At 35.8% G+C, this 22,643-nt stretch carries 21 protein-coding genes; 13 read left to right on the top strand and 8 right to left on the bottom strand.

What is annotated here, in order from left to right; all coding sequences use genetic code 11:
• Positions 1 to 48 precede the first annotated feature (48 nt).
• The 5 genes from J2772_RS13800 to J2772_RS13780 form a co-directional block, all read right to left on the bottom strand.
• On the bottom strand, positions 49 to 909 hold the full coding sequence (locus J2772_RS13800) for a polysaccharide deacetylase family protein (RefSeq protein WP_209917611.1): 861 nt from the start codon (positions 907 to 909) through the stop codon (positions 49 to 51).
• A 494-nt stretch (positions 910 to 1,403) separates the two neighbouring features.
• The gene (locus J2772_RS13795; RefSeq protein ID WP_209917610.1) at positions 1,404 to 4,259 is read right to left on the bottom strand and encodes a heavy metal translocating P-type ATPase; all 2,856 of its coding nucleotides are present in this window, start codon (positions 4,257 to 4,259) and stop codon (positions 1,404 to 1,406) included.
• A gap of 187 nt (positions 4,260 to 4,446) precedes the next feature.
• Positions 4,447 to 5,007, bottom strand: a complete 561-nt coding sequence (locus tag J2772_RS13790; protein ID WP_209917608.1) for a helix-turn-helix domain-containing protein — start codon at positions 5,005 to 5,007, stop codon at positions 4,447 to 4,449.
• Positions 5,004 to 5,399, bottom strand: a complete 396-nt coding sequence (locus J2772_RS13785; protein WP_209917605.1) for an acyl-CoA thioesterase — start codon at positions 5,397 to 5,399, stop codon at positions 5,004 to 5,006. Before J2772_RS13785 ends, J2772_RS13790 begins: the two co-directional genes overlap by 4 nt.
• 96 nt (positions 5,400 to 5,495) lie before the next feature.
• Positions 5,496 to 5,912, bottom strand: a complete 417-nt coding sequence (locus J2772_RS13780; protein WP_245365226.1) for a DUF6157 family protein — start codon at positions 5,910 to 5,912, stop codon at positions 5,496 to 5,498.
• Positions 5,913 to 6,322: 410 nt separating this feature from the next.
• On the opposite strand from J2772_RS13780, the gene J2772_RS13775 reads away from it, so the two are divergent.
• A complete protein-coding gene (locus J2772_RS13775; protein ID WP_045496213.1) occupies positions 6,323 to 6,688 on the top strand; it encodes an RNA recognition motif domain-containing protein in 366 nt (121 codons plus the stop codon).
• A 32-nt stretch (positions 6,689 to 6,720) separates the two neighbouring features.
• Here J2772_RS13775 and J2772_RS13770 read toward each other — a convergent pair whose 3' ends face one another.
• Positions 6,721 to 7,215: a BlaI/MecI/CopY family transcriptional regulator gene (locus J2772_RS13770; RefSeq protein ID WP_209917604.1), complete on the bottom strand. Its 495-nt coding sequence runs from the start codon at positions 7,213 to 7,215 to the stop codon at positions 6,721 to 6,723.
• 8 nt (positions 7,216 to 7,223) lie between these two features.
• Positions 7,224 to 7,826, bottom strand: a complete 603-nt coding sequence (locus tag J2772_RS13765) for a phosphatase PAP2 family protein (protein ID WP_209917602.1) — start codon at positions 7,824 to 7,826, stop codon at positions 7,224 to 7,226.
• 295 nt (positions 7,827 to 8,121) lie between these two features.
• On the opposite strand from J2772_RS13765, the gene J2772_RS13760 reads away from it, so the two are divergent.
• The 11 genes from J2772_RS13760 to J2772_RS13710 all read left to right on the top strand — a co-directional run bounded on the left by J2772_RS13760 (position 8,122) and on the right by J2772_RS13710 (position 19,773).
• Complete coding sequence (locus J2772_RS13760; protein ID WP_209917600.1) at positions 8,122 to 8,553, top strand: NIPSNAP family protein; 432 nt, start codon at positions 8,122 to 8,124, stop codon at positions 8,551 to 8,553.
• A 317-nt stretch (positions 8,554 to 8,870) separates the two neighbouring features.
• Positions 8,871 to 9,872, top strand: a complete 1,002-nt coding sequence (gene pdhA, locus J2772_RS13755) for a pyruvate dehydrogenase (acetyl-transferring) E1 component subunit alpha (RefSeq protein ID WP_045496217.1) — start codon at positions 8,871 to 8,873, stop codon at positions 9,870 to 9,872.
• A gap of 108 nt (positions 9,873 to 9,980) precedes the next feature.
• Positions 9,981 to 11,579, top strand: a complete 1,599-nt coding sequence (locus tag J2772_RS13750; RefSeq protein WP_209917599.1) for a pyruvate dehydrogenase complex dihydrolipoamide acetyltransferase — start codon at positions 9,981 to 9,983, stop codon at positions 11,577 to 11,579.
• 111 nt (positions 11,580 to 11,690) lie between these two features.
• A complete protein-coding gene (locus J2772_RS13745; protein ID WP_209917596.1) occupies positions 11,691 to 12,359 on the top strand; it encodes an ABC transporter ATP-binding protein in 669 nt (222 codons plus the stop codon).
• A 13-nt stretch (positions 12,360 to 12,372) separates the two neighbouring features.
• On the top strand, positions 12,373 to 12,951 hold the full coding sequence (locus J2772_RS13740; RefSeq protein ID WP_209917594.1) for a murein L,D-transpeptidase catalytic domain-containing protein: 579 nt from the start codon (positions 12,373 to 12,375) through the stop codon (positions 12,949 to 12,951).
• A 17-nt stretch (positions 12,952 to 12,968) separates the two neighbouring features.
• Entirely contained in the window at positions 12,969 to 13,646 is a 678-nt protein-coding gene (radC, locus tag J2772_RS13735) for a RadC family protein (RefSeq protein WP_209917592.1), read from the top strand.
• On the top strand, positions 13,643 to 14,557 hold the full coding sequence (locus J2772_RS13730; RefSeq protein ID WP_209917590.1) for a hypothetical protein: 915 nt from the start codon (positions 13,643 to 13,645) through the stop codon (positions 14,555 to 14,557). The genes radC and J2772_RS13730 overlap by 4 nt, the downstream gene beginning before the upstream one ends.
• Positions 14,558 to 14,628: 71 nt before the next feature.
• On the top strand, positions 14,629 to 15,561 hold the full coding sequence (locus J2772_RS13725) for a phytanoyl-CoA dioxygenase family protein (RefSeq protein ID WP_209917588.1): 933 nt from the start codon (positions 14,629 to 14,631) through the stop codon (positions 15,559 to 15,561).
• Between the two features lie 36 nt (positions 15,562 to 15,597).
• Positions 15,598 to 16,110, top strand: a complete 513-nt coding sequence (locus J2772_RS13720; RefSeq protein ID WP_209917575.1) for a hypothetical protein — start codon at positions 15,598 to 15,600, stop codon at positions 16,108 to 16,110.
• A gap of 17 nt (positions 16,111 to 16,127) precedes the next feature.
• The gene (locus tag J2772_RS13715; protein ID WP_209917573.1) at positions 16,128 to 16,739 is read left to right on the top strand and encodes an inorganic pyrophosphatase; all 612 of its coding nucleotides are present in this window, start codon (positions 16,128 to 16,130) and stop codon (positions 16,737 to 16,739) included.
• 307 nt (positions 16,740 to 17,046) lie between these two features.
• A complete protein-coding gene (locus tag J2772_RS13710) occupies positions 17,047 to 19,773 on the top strand; it encodes a sodium-translocating pyrophosphatase (protein ID WP_209917571.1) in 2,727 nt (908 codons plus the stop codon).
• 412 nt (positions 19,774 to 20,185) lie between these two features.
• Here J2772_RS13710 and J2772_RS13705 read toward each other — a convergent pair whose 3' ends face one another.
• Positions 20,186 to 21,325 (bottom strand): aminotransferase class I/II-fold pyridoxal phosphate-dependent enzyme, encoded by a 1,140-nt coding sequence (locus tag J2772_RS13705; RefSeq protein ID WP_209917569.1) that lies wholly within the window; start codon positions 21,323 to 21,325, stop codon positions 20,186 to 20,188.
• Between the two features lie 229 nt (positions 21,326 to 21,554).
• Here J2772_RS13705 and J2772_RS13700 point away from each other — a divergent pair, with 229 nt between their 5' ends.
• A complete protein-coding gene (locus J2772_RS13700) occupies positions 21,555 to 22,595 on the top strand; it encodes a M28 family metallopeptidase (RefSeq protein WP_209917567.1) in 1,041 nt (346 codons plus the stop codon).
• The last annotated feature ends 48 nt before the right edge of the window (positions 22,596 to 22,643 follow it).

The raw sequence follows: 22,643 nt of genomic DNA, 5'->3' as shown, positions 1-22,643 counted from the left end.
CAAAGTTTAAACCTATAGAAAAAAACAGAATTTTTTTCAATTCTTAAACTAGTTCAATACCTCCTTGATTTTGGGATACTGAGAGATTTTTCTGAAAACAAACTTGTTGCTTTTTTGCAATTTTTCAATAAACAGATCCAATTCGTTGATGGAGTCGGTATCTCTAAGGTATTGGTCGTGAGTAAGGAAAACCAGGTGTCTTGAAGTTTTTTCAAGGTCATTAAGGAAGATGCTGTCTACTTTTTTAAGCATAGCTTCATGACTTCCTTTCAAGGTCATCTTATGAGTGGGTCTCCATTCAAGATCCCAACCGATCACTTTATAACCTGCTCTTTTAAGACCATCTGCAGCCGCAGTAGAACTTTTGATATCGGTTATATTAATATTGTTAAGTCTCCAGATATTTCTTCCGGGAGTTCTTGCTATTTTATCGTGAAGCTTCAGGCTGTCTTTGGCAATATCAAAATCACGTACCACTGCATCAGCACTTTTATAAAAGGCAGAGTACTTGTTATGGGCATGGGTGAAGCTATGGTTAGCCAATTCAATAAGAGGGCTTTCCTTTAAAAGCTTAAAATCATTTTTTTGCTTTGTACTTCCATAGGCATGTCTTCCTACTAAAAAAGCAGTGGCACACACATTTCTTTTGTCAAGAATCTTTAGAAGATTTTCTGTTCCCTGATTAGGACCATCATCAAAGGTAAGGTAGATTACTCTTTTGTCCGGATCTACACTCTCATCGTCCATTTTGGGGGTAGTTTCTGCGGTAGGATGTTCCTGTGAACTCACGGTGTCATTCACATCATTTTTAAAATTACAGCTGTGTAATACTACTGAAGTTGCACTCATCAATGCAAACATCCCGAGAAAAGCCTTATTTGTTGACTTTCCCGCAAAAAATTTTCTCATAAAGATAATTGGAATTTAAATTGTTAAAAATCGTTAAAAATAACGATTGAATGTTAACAAATTATATGCCATGCTTCTCTGTGTTTTCTGTTTTTAAGTTTATTTTAAGAACTTTATTTTAAAGCCTTTTTTTATTAAAGTACCCATTGTTAAGTTATGGTTTTGTTTTCTGTAAATCTTAACATTTATAAATGGTAAAACGATAGTCTTTCTCTATTTTTGTTGAAGTAACGATATTCTTCAATTGATAGGGAATTAATTTTTTATTAGTAAAATTTTAATATACGCTGATTATTACTTTAGCCTGAAAACAGCTTTTCCGAAAAGTTTTGGTATCCTTATAGTAAGAGATTATTTTTTTATAATAAAGATGGTTTTAAAAACATAGAATTCAAGCAAAAGAATGAAGAAAAATGGTGTTACTCAGATGTATTTAAAAATAAAAAGCCTTTTCATCTCAGTATGAAAAGGCTTTTATGTATGTCTTAAAAATATTACTTGATCTCCAGATCCACTGAGTTTAATCTCAATGAATTCAGAATAACGGATAATGAACTGACGCTCATTGCTGCTGCTGCAATCATCGGTGATAACAGAATTCCAAAGAATGGATACAATAACCCTGCTGCAACCGGAATTCCCAAAACATTGTAGATAAAGGCGAAAAATAGGTTTTCTTTAATGTTTTTAAGAAGTTTTTCGCTTAATAATTTTGCTTTGGCTACTCCTAAAATATCTCCTTTTAATAAGGTTATTTCAGCGCTTTCAATGGCTACATCGGTACCGGTTCCCATCGCAATTCCTATATCGGATTGGGCAAGGGCAGGAGAATCGTTAATTCCGTCTCCGGTCATGGCTACAATTTTACCTTGTTGCTGTAATTTTTTTACTTCATTCAGTTTGTCTTCAGGAAGACAGTTGGCTTTAAAATGTTTAATTCCTAGTTCTTCAGCAACAGCTTTTGCGGTGTGTTCGTTGTCTCCGGTCATCATAATGACGTCAACACCTTCACTCATTAATCGTTCTACGGCTTTTTTAGAACTCGCTTTAATTTTATCCGTAAAGCTGATAAATCCTAACACATTCTGATCCTGTGCCACATAAGAAATCGTGTGAGCCTTTGATTGTACTTCTACTGCTTTCTGTTTTAATGCGTTGGGAATCTGGATCTGATGAGACGTTAATAAGCTCTCATTTCCAAGATAAGCTGTTTTTCCGTTGATGTTTCCTTTTACTCCTTTTCCTGAAACGTTTTCAAACTGATCCACCTTTTCAGCGGATATATTTTCATCCTTTGCTCTTTTAATAACTGCATTGGAGAGCGGATGCTCAGAGTTTTGATTCAGTGAAAAGGCAAGCTTTAAAATCTGGCTTTTATCTTCATTGTTTACTGTTTCAATATACTCTACTGAAGGTTTTCCTTCGGTTAAGGTTCCTGTTTTATCAGTAATCAAAACGTTTACCTTATTCATTTGTTCCAAGGCTTCTGCATTTTTGATTAAGATCCCGTTTTTAGCTCCTTTTCCAATTCCTACCATTAAAGACATAGGGGTTGCCAGTCCTAAAGCACAAGGACATGCTACAATTAAAACAGCTACAGCATTCACGAAGGCAAATAAACTTCTTTTTCCTTCCGGGCCAAAGAACTGCCATGAGACAAAAGTAAGAGCAGCAATAAGGATGACAACCGGAACAAATACTTTTGATACTTTGTCCGTTAGCTTTTGAATAGGAGCTCTGCTTCGGCTGGCTTCATTTACCATTTTAATGATCTGTGAAAGTAAGGTTTCATCACCTACTTTTTCAGCTGTCATGATGAATACCTGATTTCCGTTAATAGTTCCTGAAGAGACTTTATCATCAACTGTTTTTTCAACAGGAATAGGTTCTCCGGTAATCATACTTTCATCTACAATGGAGCTGCCTTCTATAATTTTCCCGTCAACCGGAATTTTTTCACCTGGTTTAACCTTTAATAAATCCCCGATTTTCACCTGAGAAAGCAATACTTTTTTTTCTTCGCCATTCACGATAAGATTGGCTTCATCCGGAGACAGGTTCATGAGTTCTTTGATGGCATTTCCTGTTTTTTTATGAGCAGCAGCTTCCATTAATTGTCCCAGAATAACAAGGGTCAGAATAACACAGACTGCCTCAAAGTATAATGGGATTTCATGATTATGCCCACGGATTTCATGAGGAATGATATCTGGGAAAGCTATGGCTGTAATACTGAAAATAAATGCAGCGGCTACACCAAGAGCAATTAAACTGAACATATTAAGGTTCCATGTTTTAAATGAAACCCAACCTCTTTTTAACAGGAACCATCCTGAATAAAACATAACGGGTAGGGTTAGTGCTAATTCAATAAGCCCCTGAATCTGATGGGAGAATGGAAAGTTAATGAACATTCCACCCATGGAGAGTATAAAAACAGGGACAGTAAATGTGAGTGAAATCAGAAATTTTCTTTTCAGGATGTTGTAGGTCTCATCTTCATCATCATCTCCGCTGTCGGGCATTCTTACCAGATCCATTCCACAGATAGAGCAGCTTCCCGGTTCATCACTAATGATTTCAGGATGCATCGGGCAGGTATATTTTGCAGTTTTCTTTTCCGGATATTTTACCAGATCCATTCCACAAACCGGACATCCCACGTTGGAATCATAAGTTTTGTCTCCCTCACAATACATTGGGCAGTAGTATTTTCCTTCCATTTCATCAGTAACTTTAGGCGCTTCATGATGGTGGCTGTGATTATGAGCGTGAGAATGTGAATGGCTATGATGTGAAACTGCATTTTTAGCCATATTTTCAGAGATTTCTTCCAAATGCATATGGCATATAGGACAGTCTCCTTTTTCATGATACACTTTATCTCCTTCACAGAACATTGGACAATAGTATTTCCCAACATTGTCTTTAAAATTTTCAGGAAGATTGGTGGCTGAATAAGTAGGCTTATGGTTAGGGTCTTTTGCTAACTTTTCCTCAATCGGAACTAAGTACATATTACAATCCGGACATCTTTCTCCCTGTTTGAAATATACTTTATCTCCTTCGCATTCCATCGGACAATAATATACTGAAGATGGTGATACGCGATCCTGAGGTTTTATAAAAGCTTTTTCTGGATTGTTGGGATCTTCCAGTCTGTATTTTCCTATTTCTGCCAGGGAATCATTTAAAACCGAAAGAGCAACCACATGGTCAGAAGTGATGGTGGCGGTGTTGTCTTCCAGATTTACATCGGCTGTAACCCCGTTAATGCTGTTCAGTTGATTGGATATTTTTTTCTGGCAACCTGAACAGGTCATTCCGAGTATTTTATACTGTTGTTCCATGAGTCTTAAATTTATAGTACAAATTTCCAAAATGAAAATCTAAGGTTGTTATAAATTTAAGGATAATAGTTATAGAATTTGGATTTGAGAGTATTAGAGTGGCGGAGTGATTGATTATTTGCTGTAATATCAAACCCTATTACATTCGAACGCTCCGACTCTCAAACTCTAATACTCTCCAACCCAATTAAAGGCCATCAAGGGGTTTCCTGTGATGGTCTTTTAATTTCTTGAACTCAGTAGGTGTAAATCCGGTAACATTACGGAATTGGGTAGAAAGATGCTGGACACTTTTATAACCCAATTTTCCTGCAATTTCTGTAAGGTTGAACTCATTATATAAAAGGAGTTCCTTTACTTTTTCTATTTTCTGAAGGATAAAAAACTGTTCCAGCGTAATATTCTCATTCTGTGAAAATGTTTTTGAAAGCGAACTGTAATCTTTGTGAAGTCTAGAACTTAAAAATTCAGAAAGAAGAAAATCTTCATCAATGTCAAGTTCACTGATTTTTACAATGACGAGATTTTTAATTTTCTCAATAAGCTGATGTGAAGAGTCCATGATTCTTTCAAAACCGGTTGCAAGCAGGGTTTCTTCAATGGACTGCATAATGGTTGGAGAAACTTCCGATTCTGTTTCTACTTCTCCCAGAATAACGGAGCTGGTTTTTATATCTGCATTATTAAAGATGGTTTCTACTGCAGCAATGCATCTGTTGCAGACCATATTTTTGATGAAGATCTTCATGCTCCGCTGTTTAATCTGTCTTTTACAAACTCAATCTGGGTTTTACCATGTGGAGCAGGATTTCCTTCGCTATCCAGATTAACCATAACAATTTTATCAACTGTGATAATCGTCTGATGAGTCATTTTATTACGGACATTGCATTTTAAAGTAATAGAGGAGGAGCCAAAATGAGTGGCTTCAATACCAATTTCTATAATATCTCCCTGTTTTGCGGAGCTTACAAAATTGATCTCTGAAATAAATTTAGTAACTACTTTAGTGTTTTCAAGCTGAATGATGGCATATAATGCTGCTTCTTCATCTATCCATTGTAAAAGTCTTCCTCCGAATAGTGAGTGATTAGGATTTAAATCTTCGGGTTTTACCCATTTTCTTGTATGGTAGTTCATGTTCTTAATAATTTGCAGTACAAATCTAGTGTTAAAAGCTGGGGTTATCAAAAGAATCGTATTTATTGATCTGAAGAGAATTATTCATTTTCTCAATCATTTTCTTTTGGAACGCATTGCTTTTGTCTTTGTAATATTAGGATCGTTTAACAACTTTTGATACTCTTCGCTTTCTCTTGGGTATAGGGCTACTTTTCCTTCCTTATTATAATGAAACCCGAATCCGTATCTTTTGGCTAGAGGAGAAGATCGAAGGCATGCTTGGCCTTTGGAAAAGAATTGGTCTCTTACCTCTGGTTTTTCATTCTCTGAAATAGCATTCTTAAAAACATAACATTCAAAAATAATATCATCGGAAGTATATTGATAAGGATTCTTACTGATCTTTTCATATTGAAGATTCGCTAATGTCTTTTCTTTCTTTTCAGGGGGAATCTGTGCCTGGGAAACGGGACAATCTTCTGCGACTTCTATAAGGGTATTGGTGTAATTGGTGGAATGTTGTTTCATCATAAAATCCGATTAAAGGCTGTATTATATGATATTAAAAAGAGTCATAAATATACTGCTATTCTCTATATCTTGCTAATATCATCCGGTTGGCTATTGATAGCTGTGAGTTTTGACGAACAATTATTTCTTTTTACAATTACTTTGAGGGATAATTTATTATGTTAACTAACTTTAACTTTTCAATAACTTTTAACCTTAAAACGCTTGTAATCAAATATTTACTTGTATTTTTTAATGAAATATATAATTTAAATTCAAACCAATGTGAGAAAGAGATAAAAAAAGCTTTGATTTAAAGTTTTTAATTGTATCTTGCATACGTTTATATTTGGAATCAATATTTGTTCATTAATTTATGTTGCTTTTCTTTTATATACCAAATTTTTATTAATTTTTTAATTTATTTTAAAATGAACATTTTTGTTTCAAACATCAATTACGCAACTAAAGAGTATGAGTTGCACGATCTATTTGCAGAATTTGGTGATGTATCATCAGCTAAAATCGTAACAGACAGAGAAACTGGCCGTTCAAGAGGTTTTGGTTTCATTGAGATGGGTGATGAAGAAGGACAGCAGGCTATTGAAGCTCTTAATCAAAAAGAATTCAACGGAAAAACATTAAACGTATCTGAAGCTAAGCCAAGAGAAGAGAAGCCAAGAAGAAGCTTCGATAACAACAGAGGCGGAGGTTACGGTGGTAACAACCGTGGAAATGGTGGCGGTGGCTACGGCGGTGGTAACCGTGGTGGTAACGGCGGCGGAAATCGTTGGTAAAAAATATGAAGCGGCTTTTTAAGCCGCTTTTTTTATGGTTTCTTTTTCTTCTTCTTTTTCTCTTTGTCCTTGTCTTTGTCCTTGCTGGCTTTTACCTTTTTCTCTTTCTTCGGATTTAATATCTCATCAGCAACCTCAAACTTTGGATCTTCAATTTTCGCAGGCTTGATTTCAATTTTAAGATCAAAATACCCCTTAAGATCATCTTGATTAAGCAGTTTTTCACTGAATAAAAACTCAAGGATTTCCTTTCCTGAATCATTAAAAAAGTTGTGTGTAAGTTCTTTTAATAGAAACTTTCTGTATTCTTCAAACGGAACAAGTACGGTATATTTGAAGATTCTTCCTTCTTTTACAGTAGATAAATAACCCTTTTCAACCAATATTTTCAAATATGTGGAAACTGTGTTTTGGTGTGGTTTAGGTTCCGGATGCTGCTCCATAACGTCCTTCAGATAGAAAGATTCCATTTTCCAAAACAGTTTCATAAAGTTTTCTTCTGCGGCGGTAAGATGATTGATTTTCATATATGCTTCTAATGTTGAAATTGTATATTGCAATAAAGATAAATAAAAGATACCATAAAAGCTATTCCAGCTCCCATAAATACTTCTTTTACCGTATGCCTTTTTAAAATAATTCTGGTGAGTCCTACCAGGCTGGCGATCCCAAGCCATACAAGGCCCATTTTCCAGTCTAAGGTGAAAAATAATGCTGCCACAAATATATTGAATGCAGTATGCATTGAACTTTTAATGAAAAAATTACTGATTTGAAGAGCAAAAAGCAGGATTAAAATAAAAAGCATAACCAGATCAATGTATCCATTTTTGACATAGTTGAAAATAAGATAAACAACAACACAGGCAGCAATAAATACATAAAGTGTCTTTCTCTGTACCCGGTTGGAAACATCCATATTGGTATATCTTCCTGTTTTTACATTCCATACCAGCCAGATGACGACCGGTGCAATAATCATTAATAATACAGGTAGAAAATAAAGAAGAGCTTCCTTAAAAGTATATTCCCTGAGGCTCATGTACACAAAAAAGATAACCAGAGAAACCAGTGGATTGAAAAAATCTGAGATAACCTTTGAGATTTTGTGGAGAAGCGAAGACTTTTTTTCTTCCATATTTAAGTTTAAAAGTCAAATATAAGATTATAAGGCCAAAAAACAAATGAAGATCGGATGATGATGCTGTTTTTAAGATACTGAAAACGCAGGTAAGTATCGATGATCTCTACTATATAAAAAAAATCCTCTGTTTTTATTGAAAATTATACACATTATTTTCGAAAATATTTAATTTTAATTACTTCTGTTTTTAAAGAGAATAAGGAGTGATTTTCCGGTGACCATTTTTGAAATATCATATGAAATACATGATATATAAGGATTAATCAATTACATCAAATACAATAATATAATGAAACAACTATTTGCATTATTTTTGTTTGTTCTGGGCGGTTTTGTTTTTGGACAAACCTATTCTTCAAAAGAATCTTTGCCTTTGGTACATCCTCTTCACCAGTTGAGAATTTATGAAATCCCAAAAGAAAACAGACAGGTCTTTTTAGACCGGTTCAGGGATCATGCCCTGAGAATCATGAAAAAGCATGGATTCAATATCGTGTCTATCTGGGAGTCTGAATTTGAAGGGAAAACGGAATTTGTCTATCTGCTTGAATGGAAAGATGAAAATACAAAGAAAATAGCATGGCAGAGTTTTATGGCAGATCAGGAATGGAAAGATATTAAGATACGGACAGCAAAATTACACGGTGATTTTGTTAATACTATTGAAGACCGAACGCTGAAACTTTCAGAATTTTCACCGGAAAAGAAGCTGTTGAAATAACCAAAAGAGATGTTAACAATAATTAAAGATGAAAGAAGAAGAGGTATAAAACGCAATGTTTTTTTGATAACCAGTTTTATTAATTATATCAAAAATACTATATGCACAGGCTGATTTCTTAGATGTTGCCATAAGAAAATAACAGTTGGGGTGCCATTTTACAAACATTTCTTTGGGTCGAAAATTAAGAATAATCCACTCCGCCTGCAAGTAGATTTTAGAGAAAAAACGAAAAGTTACTTATGCATACAATAAAAACAAAGTTTTTTTCATAATTTTGCTCAACTATTTCATCATAAAAAAGCAAGAGCTAACACATGAAAGAATTTTCTAAAGAGGTATACCTGAAGTGGTATGAAGATATGACAATGTGGAGAAGGTTTGAAGACAAATGCCGTTCTCTTTACCTAAAACAAAAGATCAGAGGATTTTTACATTTGTATAATGGTCAGGAAGCAATCCCTGCCGGGTTTACACATGCAATGGATCTTACAAAAGACAGTATGATTACTGCTTACAGATGCCACATCCATCCAATGGCGATGGGAGTAGATCCTAAGAGAATCATGGCTGAACTTTGTGGTAAAGCTACAGGTACATCCGGAGGTATGGGTGGATCTATGCACATTTTCAGTAAAGAGCACCGTTTCTACGGAGGTCATGGTATTGTTGGAGGACAAATTCCTTTGGGAGCAGGTATTGCTTTTGCAGATAAATATTTCGACAGAAAAGCTGTAAACATTTGTTTCTTCGGAGATGGTGCTGCAAGACAAGGTTCATTACATGAAACATTCAACATGGCAATGAACTGGAAACTTCCTGTAGTATTTGTAGTAGAAAACAACCAGTACGCTATGGGTACTTCTGTAAAAAGAACAGCAAACCACGAAGATATCTATAAATTAGGATTAGGGTACGAAATGCCTTGTCTTGCTGTAGATGCAATGGACCCTGTAAAAGTAGCTGAAGCGGCTTACGAAGCTATTGAAAGAGCTAGAAGAGGAGACGGACCAACATTCATTGAAGCAAGAACTTACCGTTACAGAGGACACTCTATGTCTGATGCTGAGCCTTACAGATCTAAAGAAGAAGTAGCTGTTCACAAGAATGATGACCCGATTGAATTGGTAAAACACAGAATTCTTGAAAACGGATGGGCTACAGAAGCTGAATTAGAAGTTATGGATAACAAGTCAAGAGACTTTGTTGAAGAGTGTATAGAATTCATGGAGAATTCTCCATATCCGGATGCTGAGAAAATCTATGAGTATGTATATGCTCAGGAAGATTATCCATTCTTAGACAAATTAGAAAACTAAAAGATAATGAGTTAATTTGACAATTTGAAAATTTGAGAATGTGATATGATATGTCCTTTTTTAATTTTCAGATTTTCAGATTGCTAAATTTTCAAATTAAAATAAATTATGGCAGAAGTAATTACGATGCCCCGCCTTTCTGACACTATGACGGAAGGTAAGGTGGCGAAATGGCATAAAAAAGTAGGAGATAAAGTAAAGGAAGGAGATATTTTAGCTGAAATTGAAACTGACAAAGCAGTTCAGGATTTCGAATCTGAAGTAGAAGGTACCCTTTTATACGTTGGTGTAGAAGAAGGTGCTGCAGCTGCTGTAGACTCAGTTTTAGCAATTATCGGTAATGAAGGAGAAGATATTTCAGGATTAACAGGAGGGGCTGCTGCTCCGGCTGCAGGTGCTGAAGAAACAAAATCAGAAGAACAGCCTAAAGCAGAAGCTGTGGAAACTGCTTCCGCAGAAGTTCCGGCAGGAGTAGAAGTGATTACAATGCCAAGACTTTCTGATACAATGACAGAAGGTAAAGTTGCTAAATGGCACAAAAATGTAGGTGATACAGTAAAAGAAGGTGATCTTCTTGCTGAAATTGAAACAGATAAAGCGGTACAGGATTTCGAATCTGAATTCAATGGAGTATTATTGAAGCAAGGTGTGGAAGAAGGTGGTGCTTCTCCGGTTGACACTGTATTGGCTATTATTGGCCCTGCAGGAACAGACGTTTCAGCAATAGGAGCTCCTAAAACAGCAACTCAGTCATCAGAAAAACCAGCTGAACAGAAGGCAGAAGCTAAAACTGAAGAAAAAGCTGCTCCGGCTGCTAATACTTCGTCTTCAGACAGAGTGGCAATTTCTCCATTAGCTAAGAAAATGGCTCAGGATAAAGGAGTTGACATCAACAGTGTTCAAGGTTCAGGTGAAAACGGAAGAATCGTTAAAAAAGATATTGAAAACTATCAGCCGGCTGCAAAACCAGCTGCTTCAGCTCCGGCTGCAAGTGCTGCTGCTCAGGTTGCTGTAAACTTCGTTCAGGGAGAAGATACAGAGACTCCAAACTCGCAGGTAAGAAATATTATTGCAAAACGTCTTTCTGAAAGTAAGTTCTCTGCTCCGCATTATTATTTAATGGTTGAAATCAACATGGATAAAGCGATCGAAGCTAGAAAAGAGATCAACTCTATTCCGGATACGAAGATTTCATTCAATGATATGATTATTAAGGCAACAGCAATTGCTTTAAGAAAACACCCACAAGTAAATTCAAGCTGGGCAGGTGATAAGATCATCCACAGAGGAAATATCAATGTTGGAGTAGCAGTAGCTATTCCTGACGGATTGGTAGTTCCGGTATTGAAAAATACAGATCAAATGTCTTACACTCAAATCTCTGCAGCTGTAAAAGATATGGCTTCAAGAGCTAAGAGTAAAGGTCTTAAGGCTAACGAAATGGAAGGATCTACATTCTCTATTTCTAACCTTGGAATGTTCGGAATCGAGACATTTACAAGTATCATCAACCAACCAAACTCTGCAATCCTTTCAGTAGGAGCTATTATTGAGAAGCCAATCGTTAAGAATGGCCAGATTGTAGTGGGCAACACAATGAAGCTTTCATTAGCATGTGACCACAGAGTTGTAGACGGTGCTACAGGTGCTCAATTCTTACAAACTTTAAGAACATATTTAGAAAATCCATTAACTTTGTTACTGTAATTTCTAAAAGATTTATACTAAAACCTCCCAATCGGGAGGTTTTTTGTTTTAATATCAATATTGTTGGTATAATCTGTTGTAAAATCGACAATATGTTACTATTTTTGAATCATGATTAAAGCAAGAAATATCCATAAATCTTATGGGAATTTAGAAGTACTGAAAGGAGTTGATATTCATATTAAAGTAGGGGAAGTGGTTTCTATTGTAGGAGAATCCGGAGCAGGTAAATCAACATTGCTGCAGATTTTAGGAACTTTGGATCTTCCCTCTCAATCAGGGAAATATGATACTGAAATTGAGATTGCAGGAGAATCATTTATCAACATGAATGATAAACAGTTATCAAAATTCAGAAACCAGAATATCGGTTTTGTATTTCAGTTTCATCAGCTGCTTCCTGAGTTTACTGCTTTGGAAAATGTATTACTTCCTACCAGAATTGCAGGCGCTAATGAAAGAGAAGCCATGGAAAAGGCGTATGCTTTATTTGAAGACCTTAAAATTGAACAACGACTGAATCATAAACCCAACCAGCTTTCCGGTGGAGAAGCGCAAAGGGTAGCTGTTGCAAGAGCTTTAATCAATTCACCGAAAATTATCTTTGCTGATGAACCTACGGGAAACCTGGATTCAAAAAATGCGGATGACCTTCACAGGCTGTTTTTTGACCTTAGAGATAAGTATAATCAAACCTTTGTGATTGTTACCCACAACCCGAATCTGGCTGAAATTACAGACCGTAAGCTTGTCATGAAAGATGGAATGATTATAGAATAGCTTTCTTACACAGATGATGAAACACGTTATTTTTCTTTTTATACTTTTAGTTTCCTGCTCAAAAGCTGAATCGCAGCAGGCAGAAGGATTGGGGATACCTGAATCCAGGATCTCAGAAATTAAAAAATTTATTAAAGATAAAGACTATAATCAGGATCTGGCCATCTTTATTAACTTTAAAATTCCATCAGGAAAATACCGTTACTTCGTTTACAACCTGAAGAATAATAAAATCGTACAAAAAGCTATTGTAGCTCATGGTTCAGGATCTGTAATTTCAGGGTCAAATGCTTTGAAGTTCAGTAATATTGAAGGATCTTATCAGTCTTCGCTTGGGAAATATGCAGTTGGAGGAAGTTATGTTGGACAATTTGGGAAAGCTTACCGTTTAAAAGGACTGGATCCCACCAACGATAATGCCATGCAGAGGGCCATTGTTCTTCATTCCTTTAGCAGTGTTCCTGATGTAGAATCCGAGAAGCCAGCATGTTTGAGTTTAGGCTGTCCGATGCTTTCCATCAATTCTTTTAATGAAACAGCAAAATATATTGATAACTCAGAGAAACCTATTATCTTATACACTTTCTATTAATCTTTTATACTTAATCCATGTCCTTAAAATTTTTGGCAGAAGACGACAGACCCCGGGAAAAGTTCTTACAAAAAGGTAAGAATGCACTTTCCGATTCTGAACTTTTAGCCATTATTATGGGAAGCGGGAATAGGGAAGAGAGCGTTTTAGAACTGGCAAGAAAAATTTTAGCATCCGTCAATAATAACTGGCATCAGCTAAGTTTGCTTTCTGTTAAAGATCTGATGAAATTCAAAGGGATAGGAGAGGCAAAAGCTATTTCCATTATTACAGCGCTGGAAATAGGAAGAAGAAGAGCCGGGCAGGAAATCCCTGAAAAATCAATTATTGGGAACAGTCATGACGCTTATGCGATCCTGAAAAATCAATTGTCAGATCTGAGAACTGAAGAGTTTTGGGCTATTTTTCTGAATAACAGCAACAAAGTATTACACACTTCACAACTGACACAAGGTGGAATAAGCCAATCTATTGTAGATGTAAGGGTATTGTTTAAAACAGCACTTGAACATTTTTCCACAGGAGTTATTATTGCTCACAATCATCCTTCAGGAAGTCTTAAGCCAAGTAAAGAAGATATTAACATTACCCAAAAAATAAAAGAAGCGGGAAAAGTATTAAGCATCCAGCTTTTAGACCATATTATCATTACACAGGATTCCTATTTTAGTTTTTCGGACGCAGGATTATTATGATTAGAAGATTGAAATACCATGAAATTGATTTTGTAAAATATTCTCAATGCTTAGAAAATTCTGAGCAAAGAAAATACTCCGCTACAAAAGACTTTTTAGACACTACGGCACCTAATCAATGGGAGATACTTGTATATAATGATTATGAAGCTGTAATGCCCATCCCTTTCGTTAGGAAATATGGAGTGAAAATCGTTCATAATCCGAAACTTTGCCAGCAATTGGGAGTTTTTTCAGGAAAAGATGATGTGAATCTTAATGAAAAATTTCTGGACTATCTGGAAAGTCACTATCTGATAAGAGCATATCCTTTTAATGATGGTAATGAACTTCGTACAGATTTCAGAATAAAGAAAAATTTTTTAATTTATCCTGATGCCTATGAAAAGGTGTATGCTAGATATTCACCTAAAAGAAAGAGGAAGCTTAGGCTGGATCAGGAGGTTTGGGATGTGTCGGAACTGAAGACTGTTTCTTATGATGAAGTGAAGTCTTTTATAGAATCCAATATTATAGGATTGAGTAAAGAAAGTGATCTGTCCGGTTTTATGGAGATTTATGAAACCTTCTATCATCTGAAATATTTGAATTTTCTTGCTTTTTATTATCAGGGAAAAATCATCAATGTTATTGCTACTTATTCAGACTGTGGTATGGTGGCTCTTTTGGGGAACTTTAGTGATAAAGAATATGTAAAATTATCCGGAGCTTCTGTACTGATTGACCGGATGATTAAAGAAACCATTGAAACCAACATCTTTGACTTTGAAGGAGGAGATATTCCGAATATTGAAGAGTTTTTCAGAGGGTTCCGACCGGAGTTGAAACCTTATGGGACTATAGAGCGTTCAAAAAAAGATCTTTTCAAAAAATTAGGATCTTTACTGGTAAAAGGAAGGTTTTTTAAATGATAAAAAGTATTGTTTAGATTGGTTCTAATTTAGTATTATTCCGTACCTTTATAAAACTTATAATAACCTTTATGTTACAGCAAGTTCGTAATTATAAATTATCCTATATGCTTTATAATTTCTTTAAAAAAAGTAAGTTAAAGCATAATATTCCACTATATAAAAAATACGGTGTCAAAAAGAGTTACTTTTCGAGCATTTCAAGTAAGGATTTTGCTCATCTTCCTCAGACAGAAAGAAGTATTGCTGAAGAAAAACTCTTATCCACTGCTTTTTTTAAAGATTTATCAGAAGAAAATAAAGAAAGTGCTCTTCGTTATGATGATAACGGATACATGATTATAAGAAATTTTATTAGTCCGGAAGCCGCAGAAAATATCAATATTGAGATTGAAAAACTGATGAAAGACGGAACATTAAAATTCCGTTATGGCGGGAAGCTCATGTTTGCTATTCATCATTCTGAAATCATTAGAAATATCGGAAACGATAAAAATTTGCTGGAGTTTCTGTCTGTTTTGCTTGATGGTAAAGCCAAATTGTTTCAAAGTATCAACTTTATTAACGGAAGCCAGCAGAAAACCCATTCCGACAGCATTCATATGACAACGTTCCCGTTGGGCGGGCTTCTAGGGGTGTGGATTGCCTTAGAAGATGTAGATGAAAATAATGGAGCTCTACATTATATTCCTGGAAGCCATAAATTACCTTATTTCCTGAATTCAGATTACGGTAATGAAGGGACAGCTTTAAAAATAGGGAAGAAAAGCTATAAGGCTTATGAAGAATTTTTGGAAAACAAAGTCAGAGAATTAGGATTGAAAAAAGAAGTTTTCAGAGCAAAAAAAGGAGATATGCTGATCTGGCATGCCAATATTCTTCATGGTGGAGAGCCTCATACAGATAAAAACAGAACCAGAAAAAGCCTGGTATATCACTTTTTTGATGAAAACAGTGTATGTTATCATGAAGTTACACAAAGACCCGCATTATTTGAACTGTAATATCAGAAAATATTAGTAATTTTGCATCCTAAAATTATGACGAGTCTTTCAGGATATCTACCCTATGCATTTGCACTAATTATTGCAATTCCTTTTCTGGTTTTGCTGAGACAATTTGTACACTCGTATATAAGCTTAAAAAACCAGGAACTAAAATTACTTACCGTAAAGTCAAATTCAGAGAATAAAGCACATTCTTATGAAAGAATGACTTTGTTCCTTGACAGAATAAAACCTTCGAACCTGATTCAGCGATTTGATAAAGGATTGGCTGTTCATGAGTTTATCTTCCTTACAGAAAAAGCAATCAACGAAGAGTTTGAATACAATTCCTCTCAACAGCTGTATGTAACGAAGAACTCCTGGAAAAATATTGTGGACTCTAAAAATGCCATTATAGACCTTCTTCATAAGACTTACGATGGATTGAAAGGTGAAGTGAAACTTGATGAATTTAAAGCCATCTTCATCATGAACTATATGGAAAGCAATGACTATGTTGCGGAAACAATAGAAGATTTAAGAAAAGAAATTTTAATAATAACTTAAAAAATAACAGATAAATAATGATTCCAAATTTTAAAGCACATCCATGGCACGGAATTTCTGCAGGAGAAGATGCGCCAAATGTTGTAAATGTATTTGTGGAAATTGTTCCTTCAGATACTATTAAATATGAAGTAGATAAAGAAACAGGATATTTAAAAGTAGACAGGCCTCAGAAATTCTCTAACATTATCCCTGCTTTATATGGTTTTGTTCCAAGAACATATTGTGATAAAGAAGTGATGAAACTTGCTGTAGAAGCAGGAGCTACTGATGTGACAATGGGAGATCATGATCCACTTGATATTTGTGTTTTAAGTTCTCACAATATCCATGCAGGAGGCTTATTGATGGAAGCTATTCCAATCGGTGGTTTTAAAATGATAGATGGTGGAGAAGCTGATGATAAAATTGTAGCGGTAATGATTAATGACCACGCATTCGGACACTTCAGAGACATTACTGAGTTACCGGAAGCAGAAGTTAAAAGATTGATGCACTACTTCTTAACGTACAAAAACTTACCGGATGAGCCTGCAAAATGCAGAATTCAAGAAGTTTACGGTGCTGAACATGCAAGAAAAGTGATTAAAGCTTCTCAAACAGACTATGCAGATAAATTCGGAGGATAAGACGCTCTGATGTAAATAATAAAAAGGATAAACGGGAAACTGTTTATCCTTTTTTATTGAAGTAAAGATAACGTTTCCACTTAAAGCGAAGCTTATTTTAATTTAATGGTTAAAAAAAATAAGAATCACTTGTATACCTTATTTTATCGGCTTTTACATTGATTCTCAAACCTCCGTATTTTTGATACAATCATCATCCATATGTAAGATTATTTTAATTGGTAATTGTATGTCTGCGATTTTTTTAATGTTTTGATGATAATTATTTATTATATTTAATTTTCTATTACCAAAAAAATATTAAACTATGGATCTATTTGTGTTAGTGCCAATTTTTGGTGTCGTAGCTTTACTTTATACATTTCTTCAGAGCAACTGGGTAAGTAAACAGAATGCAGGAAATGAAAAAATGAAAATAATCAGCGGACATATTGCTGATGGTGCCATGGCCTTCTTAAAGGCCGAATATAAAATCTTAGCCTATTTTGTCGTCGTTGTAGCCATTCTTTTAGCAGTAATGGGATCAAGTAATGCCAACTCACACTGGAGTATAGGACTTGCCTTTGCAGTAGGAGCTATTTTTTCTGCTACAGCCGGTTTTATAGGGATGAAAATTGCAACCAAAGCCAATGTAAGAACTGCAGAAGCAGCAAGGACGTCCTTGTCCAAAGCCCTTAAAGTATCTTTTACAGGAGGTTCTGTGATGGGAATGGGAGTAGCGGGACTTGCGGTGTTAGGGTTAGGAGCTTTGTTTTTAATTATTAAACAGATTTTTGCACCGGAAGTCACAGTAGATTCCCACGAAATGGAAACAACCATAGAAATTCTTACCGGATTTTCCCTTGGTGCTGAATCTATCGCTCTTTTCGCAAGAGTAGGTGGTGGAATTTATACAAAAGCAGCAGATGTTGGAGCTGACCTGGTAGGGAAAGTAGAAGCCGGAATTCCGGAAGATGATCCAAGAAATCCAGCAACTATTGCAGATAATGTGGGAGATAATGTGGGAGACGTTGCAGGGATGGGTGCCGACCTTTTCGGGTCTTATGTAGCTACTGTATTGGCAACAATGGTATTGGGACGAGAAACAATTTCTGATGATGCATTCGGAGGTTTTGCACCAATTCTTTTACCCATGTTGATTGCAGGAACAGGAATTATCTTTTCAATGATAGGAACTTTATTTGTGAAGATCAATGATAATGAGGGTTCATCCACTTCCAGTGTACAAAATGCACTGAATTTAGGAAATTGGGGCAGTATTGTTATTACAGCCATTGCTTCTTATTTTCTGGTAACCTATCTTCTCCCAGAAAAAATGGTTTTAAGAGGTCATGAGTTTACAAAAATGGGTGTATTCGGAGCCATCATGGTTGGATTGGTTGTGGGAACCCTGATGAGTATTATTACAGAATATTATACAGCGATGGGGAAAAGACCCGTTTCCAGTATTGTGAGACAGTCTTCAACCGGACATGCCACTAATATTATCGGCGGACTTTCTGTAGGAATGGAATCAACATTACTTCCGATTCTTGTACTCGCGGGAGGTATTTACGGATCTTATCTATGTGCCGGATTATATGGAGTTGCGATTGCCGCTGCCGGAATGATGGCCACTACAGCAATGCAGTTAGCTATTGATGCTTTCGGTCCCATTGCAGATAATGCTGGAGGTATTGCTGAAATGAGTGAGCTCCCTAAAGAAGTTCGTGAAAGAACCGATATTTTGGATGCTGTAGGAAATACAACGGCAGCTACAGGAAAAGGGTTTGCTATTGCTTCTGCAGCGTTAACTGCACTGGCATTGTTTGCAGCCTTTGTAGGAATTGCAGGTATTGATGGTATTGATATTTACAGAGCTGATGTTCTGGCAGGTCTCTTTGTTGGTGGAATGATCCCGTTTATATTCTCTTCATTAGCCATCACAGCCGTTGGACAAGCCGCCATGGCGATGGTAGAAGAAGTAAGAAGGCAGTTCCGTGAAATTCCCGGAATTTTAGAAGGAAAAGCCCAGCCGGAGTATGAAAAGTGCGTTGCGATTTCTACTGATGCATCTATCCGAAAAATGATGTTGCCGGGAGCTATTGCGATTATTTCACCATTACTGATCGGGTTTATCTTTGGTCCTGAAGTATTAGGAGGTTTTCTTGCTGGAGCTACTGTATGTGGCGTACTGATGGGAATGTTTCAGAACAATGCCGGAGGTGCTTGGGATAATGCAAAAAAATCATTTGAGAAAGGGGTTGAGATCAATGGTAAGATGTATTATAAAGGTTCAGAACCCCATAAGGCTTCTGTAACAGGAGATACGGTAGGAGATCCTTTTAAAGATACTTCCGGACCATCAATGAATATTCTGATTAAACTGATGTCAATTGTTTCATTGGTGATTGCACCTACTTTAGCAGTAATACATAAGGATAAAATTGAAGCAAACAGAAAAGCAAAAATAGAAAGCTTAACCGGAGTCTCAGGAACATTCTCAACATCATCAAATCTTAAGGCTTCCGTTGCTCCGGGTGAAGTGAAAGGGCATCTTAATGAAAGTGGAGACTTTGTATATGAAACGGGAAATCTGCAAAAAGTAAAACTGAAAGGTGGAAAAACAATTGAACTAGGTGAAACCAGTCAGTTATATCAGCTTTATAATGCCGTTAATCAAAAAGATAAGGCTATTCTGGACCCTAACAAATGGTATACCATCGAAAATCTTTATTTTGAAACAGGATCAAGTGATTTTAAAACAGGCTATGAGCTACAGCTGAACAATATTGCGGAAATTTTAAATGCATATCCTGATCTGAAAGTAAAATTAGGAGGGTATACAGATAACAGCGGTAATGAAGAAAGCAATCAGAAGTTATCTAATCTGAGAGCTCAGACTGCAAAACTTAAGCTGTTGGAGTTGGGAATCTCGGCCGATAGAATTGAAGCAGAAGGGTATGGTTCACAGCATCCAATTTGTGAAGCCAATGATACAGATGAATGTAAAGCCAAAAACAGAAGAATTGATGTGAGAGTTCTGGCTCTTTAATCAATATTAATCAATAATACTAAAGCACTGCATTAGCGGTGCTTTTTTTATGTTTTGTTGGAGTAGCGCAAAGGATGTAAAGAGCTTGAAATATCGAAATCATATTTTTAAAGCACTAGGATTTTATCTGTGATAAAATTTTTTACTTCTTATTTTAATGCTACGAATGAACGAATAACATAATGTATGCTTAGTTTTACGAATATGGGGTTTAAATATTTTTTTGAACCATATAGGAGTATAGAATCTTGTAGAAAGTGAAAGGTTTTTATTCGTGGCAAAATATTAGCTGTCTTTCTTGCTGAAAATCTTATATTGAGCGAAGTCGAAATATTCTTGCGCCTTAAAAACGTCTTTTTAAAATAATTTTGGCGTCTTTTGCGATGTCCAATCCAGTAAAAGCGTATGACTGTTATAGATTCTTTCTCAGATGCTCCAATGCCTGAATAATCACTTCATCTTTTTTGGCAAAGCTGAACCGGATATAATCTGAATTCTGTCTGGAATTATAAAAAGCCGAAAGTGGAAGACAGGCTACCTTTTTATCAATGGTCAGCCATTTTGAAAACTCTACATCCGTCATGGTCTTGGAAACGTTTCTGAAGTTAACAATTTGAAAAACACTTCCCTCAGCTTCTTGCTCAATGTAAAGAGGCGTTTCTTTAAGTAATTGATTAAAAATATCCCGTTTTCGCTGCATTATTTTTTTGTTTTCCGAAGTATCAAATACTTCCAGATACTTTGCCAGGGCATATTGAGCTGGGGCGTTGGCACTATAGGAAATGTACTGCTGATGATTTCTGAATAAGGTTGTTAACTCTTCTGAAGCGAGCATATAACTTACTTTCCATCCTGAAGTATGAAACATTTTCCCGAATGAAAAGATACAGAATGTTCTGTTTCTAAGCTCAGGATGAATAAATGAACTGTAATGTTCCGCTTCATCAAAACAATAAGTATCGTAGATCTCTTCCGAAATTAAATAGATTTCCCGGTTGCTTATCAATTCATACAAATGTTTCCAATCATTCTGTTTCCATACTTTTCCGGTTGGATTTTGTGGAGAATTGATGATAATTGCTTTGGTCTTTTCAGAGATGCAGGCTTTAAATTGGGTCCAGTTTATGGTAAAGTCGAATTCAAGGTCGTAATAAACAGGAATGCCCCCGTTCATCACAACAGAAGGAGCATAAGTATAATAAGAAGGCTGAACGATGACAACTTCATCTCCCTGATTCAAAATAGATTTAAGTGCGGTATATAAAGCAAAAGTTGCACAGGGTACAATAGTTATTTCATTTGCTTTTAAAGAAATACTGTTTTTCCTTTTATTGTTAAAACTGATAATATTTTCGATTAATAAAGGGTTTCCAGCAAGAGGTTCATAATGATGAGTATCGATATCAGAAGCCTCTTTTAAAAAGAATTTCAGGCGTTCATCAATATCAAAATCAGGTAAGCCCAGTGAAAGATCAAAACTTCCGTGTTTTGTGGCTAGTTCAGACATTTCGGTAAAAAAGGAATAATGAGTAAACCCTTGAATTTCTTTCATCTATTTTGTATTTTAGTCAAAAATAATAAAAAATGATATTGGATTGGGGTTATTTTTTTAAATATGATAAAATTTATTTCTATTTTATGAATATTCTATATTGTAAAGAGAGGCTGATGATACATTGTAGGAGTTTCCAATGTCTGCTTGTTGGGAATTACTTTGCAGGATCTTCTCCTGTATATTCCAGATTCAATAAAAATTATTATTTTTAAGAAAATTATTCAGTATGAAAAAACTACTTATTCCGTTATTTGCTCTTGCTTTGATGACGAGTTGCGGAACGGCACAGGTTGCTGATGGTGTATCCGCAAACCCTGTTGCAGTAAAACATGATAAAGCGTTTGCCGATGCTTACAAGATGATTAAGGCAGAGGACTTAAAGAAAAACCTGTATGTTATTGCCTCAGATGAGATGGAAGGCAGAGATACCGGTAGCAAAGGGCAGAAAAAAGCGGGAGAGTATATTGTTAACTATTATAAAAGTCTTGGGGTTTCTTATCCAAAGGCGCTAGGATCTTATTATCAGAAAGTTCCTTCGGATTTTATGAAAAAAAGAGGCGGTGGTAATCTTCCGGATTCGGAAAATATTCTGGCTTTCATTGAAGGAAGTGAAAAACCCGAAGAAATTGTGGTGGTTTCTGCACATTATGACCATGTGGGAACAAAAAATGGGGTAGTATATAATGGAGCTGATGATGACGGAAGCGGAACGGTTGCTGTGATGGAAATGGCTAAAGCCTTCCAGGAAGCTAAAAAGGCAGGGAAAGGTCCTAAAAGATCTGTCTTGTTTCTTCATGTAACAGGCGAAGAACATGGCTTATTCGGTTCAGAATACTATACCGATAACCCGGTTTTTCCATTAGCGAATACCGTTGTTGACCTTAACATTGATATGATTGGACGTGACGATCCTGACAACAGAGGAAAACAATATGTATATGTGATAGGTTCCGATATGTTAAGCTCCGAACTTAAAGTTATTAATGAGGTAGCTAACAAAAAGACCAACAACCTTGAACTGAACTATAAATATGATGATCTTAATGATCCTCAACAGTTATATTATCGTTCAGATCATTATAATTTTGCTAAAAACAATGTTCCGGTAGCATTCTTCTTCGACGGAATTCATGAAGATTATCATAAACCAACGGATAAGCCAGATAAAATTGATTATAAACTATTGGAAAAAAGAACTCAACTTGTTTTTACTACGGCATGGGATATTGCGAATAGAGCAGACAGAATTGTGGTAGATAAAAAATAAGGATAACGAGTTTAATTAGACTATAACTTACATCCTGAGGTGCAGGGA

The sequence above is a fragment of the Chryseobacterium jejuense genome (genome assembly GCF_017877355.1).
Lineage (GTDB): Bacteria > Bacteroidota > Bacteroidia > Flavobacteriales > Weeksellaceae > Chryseobacterium > Chryseobacterium jejuense_A.
This window is presented reverse-complemented; position numbering and strand designations above follow the sequence as displayed.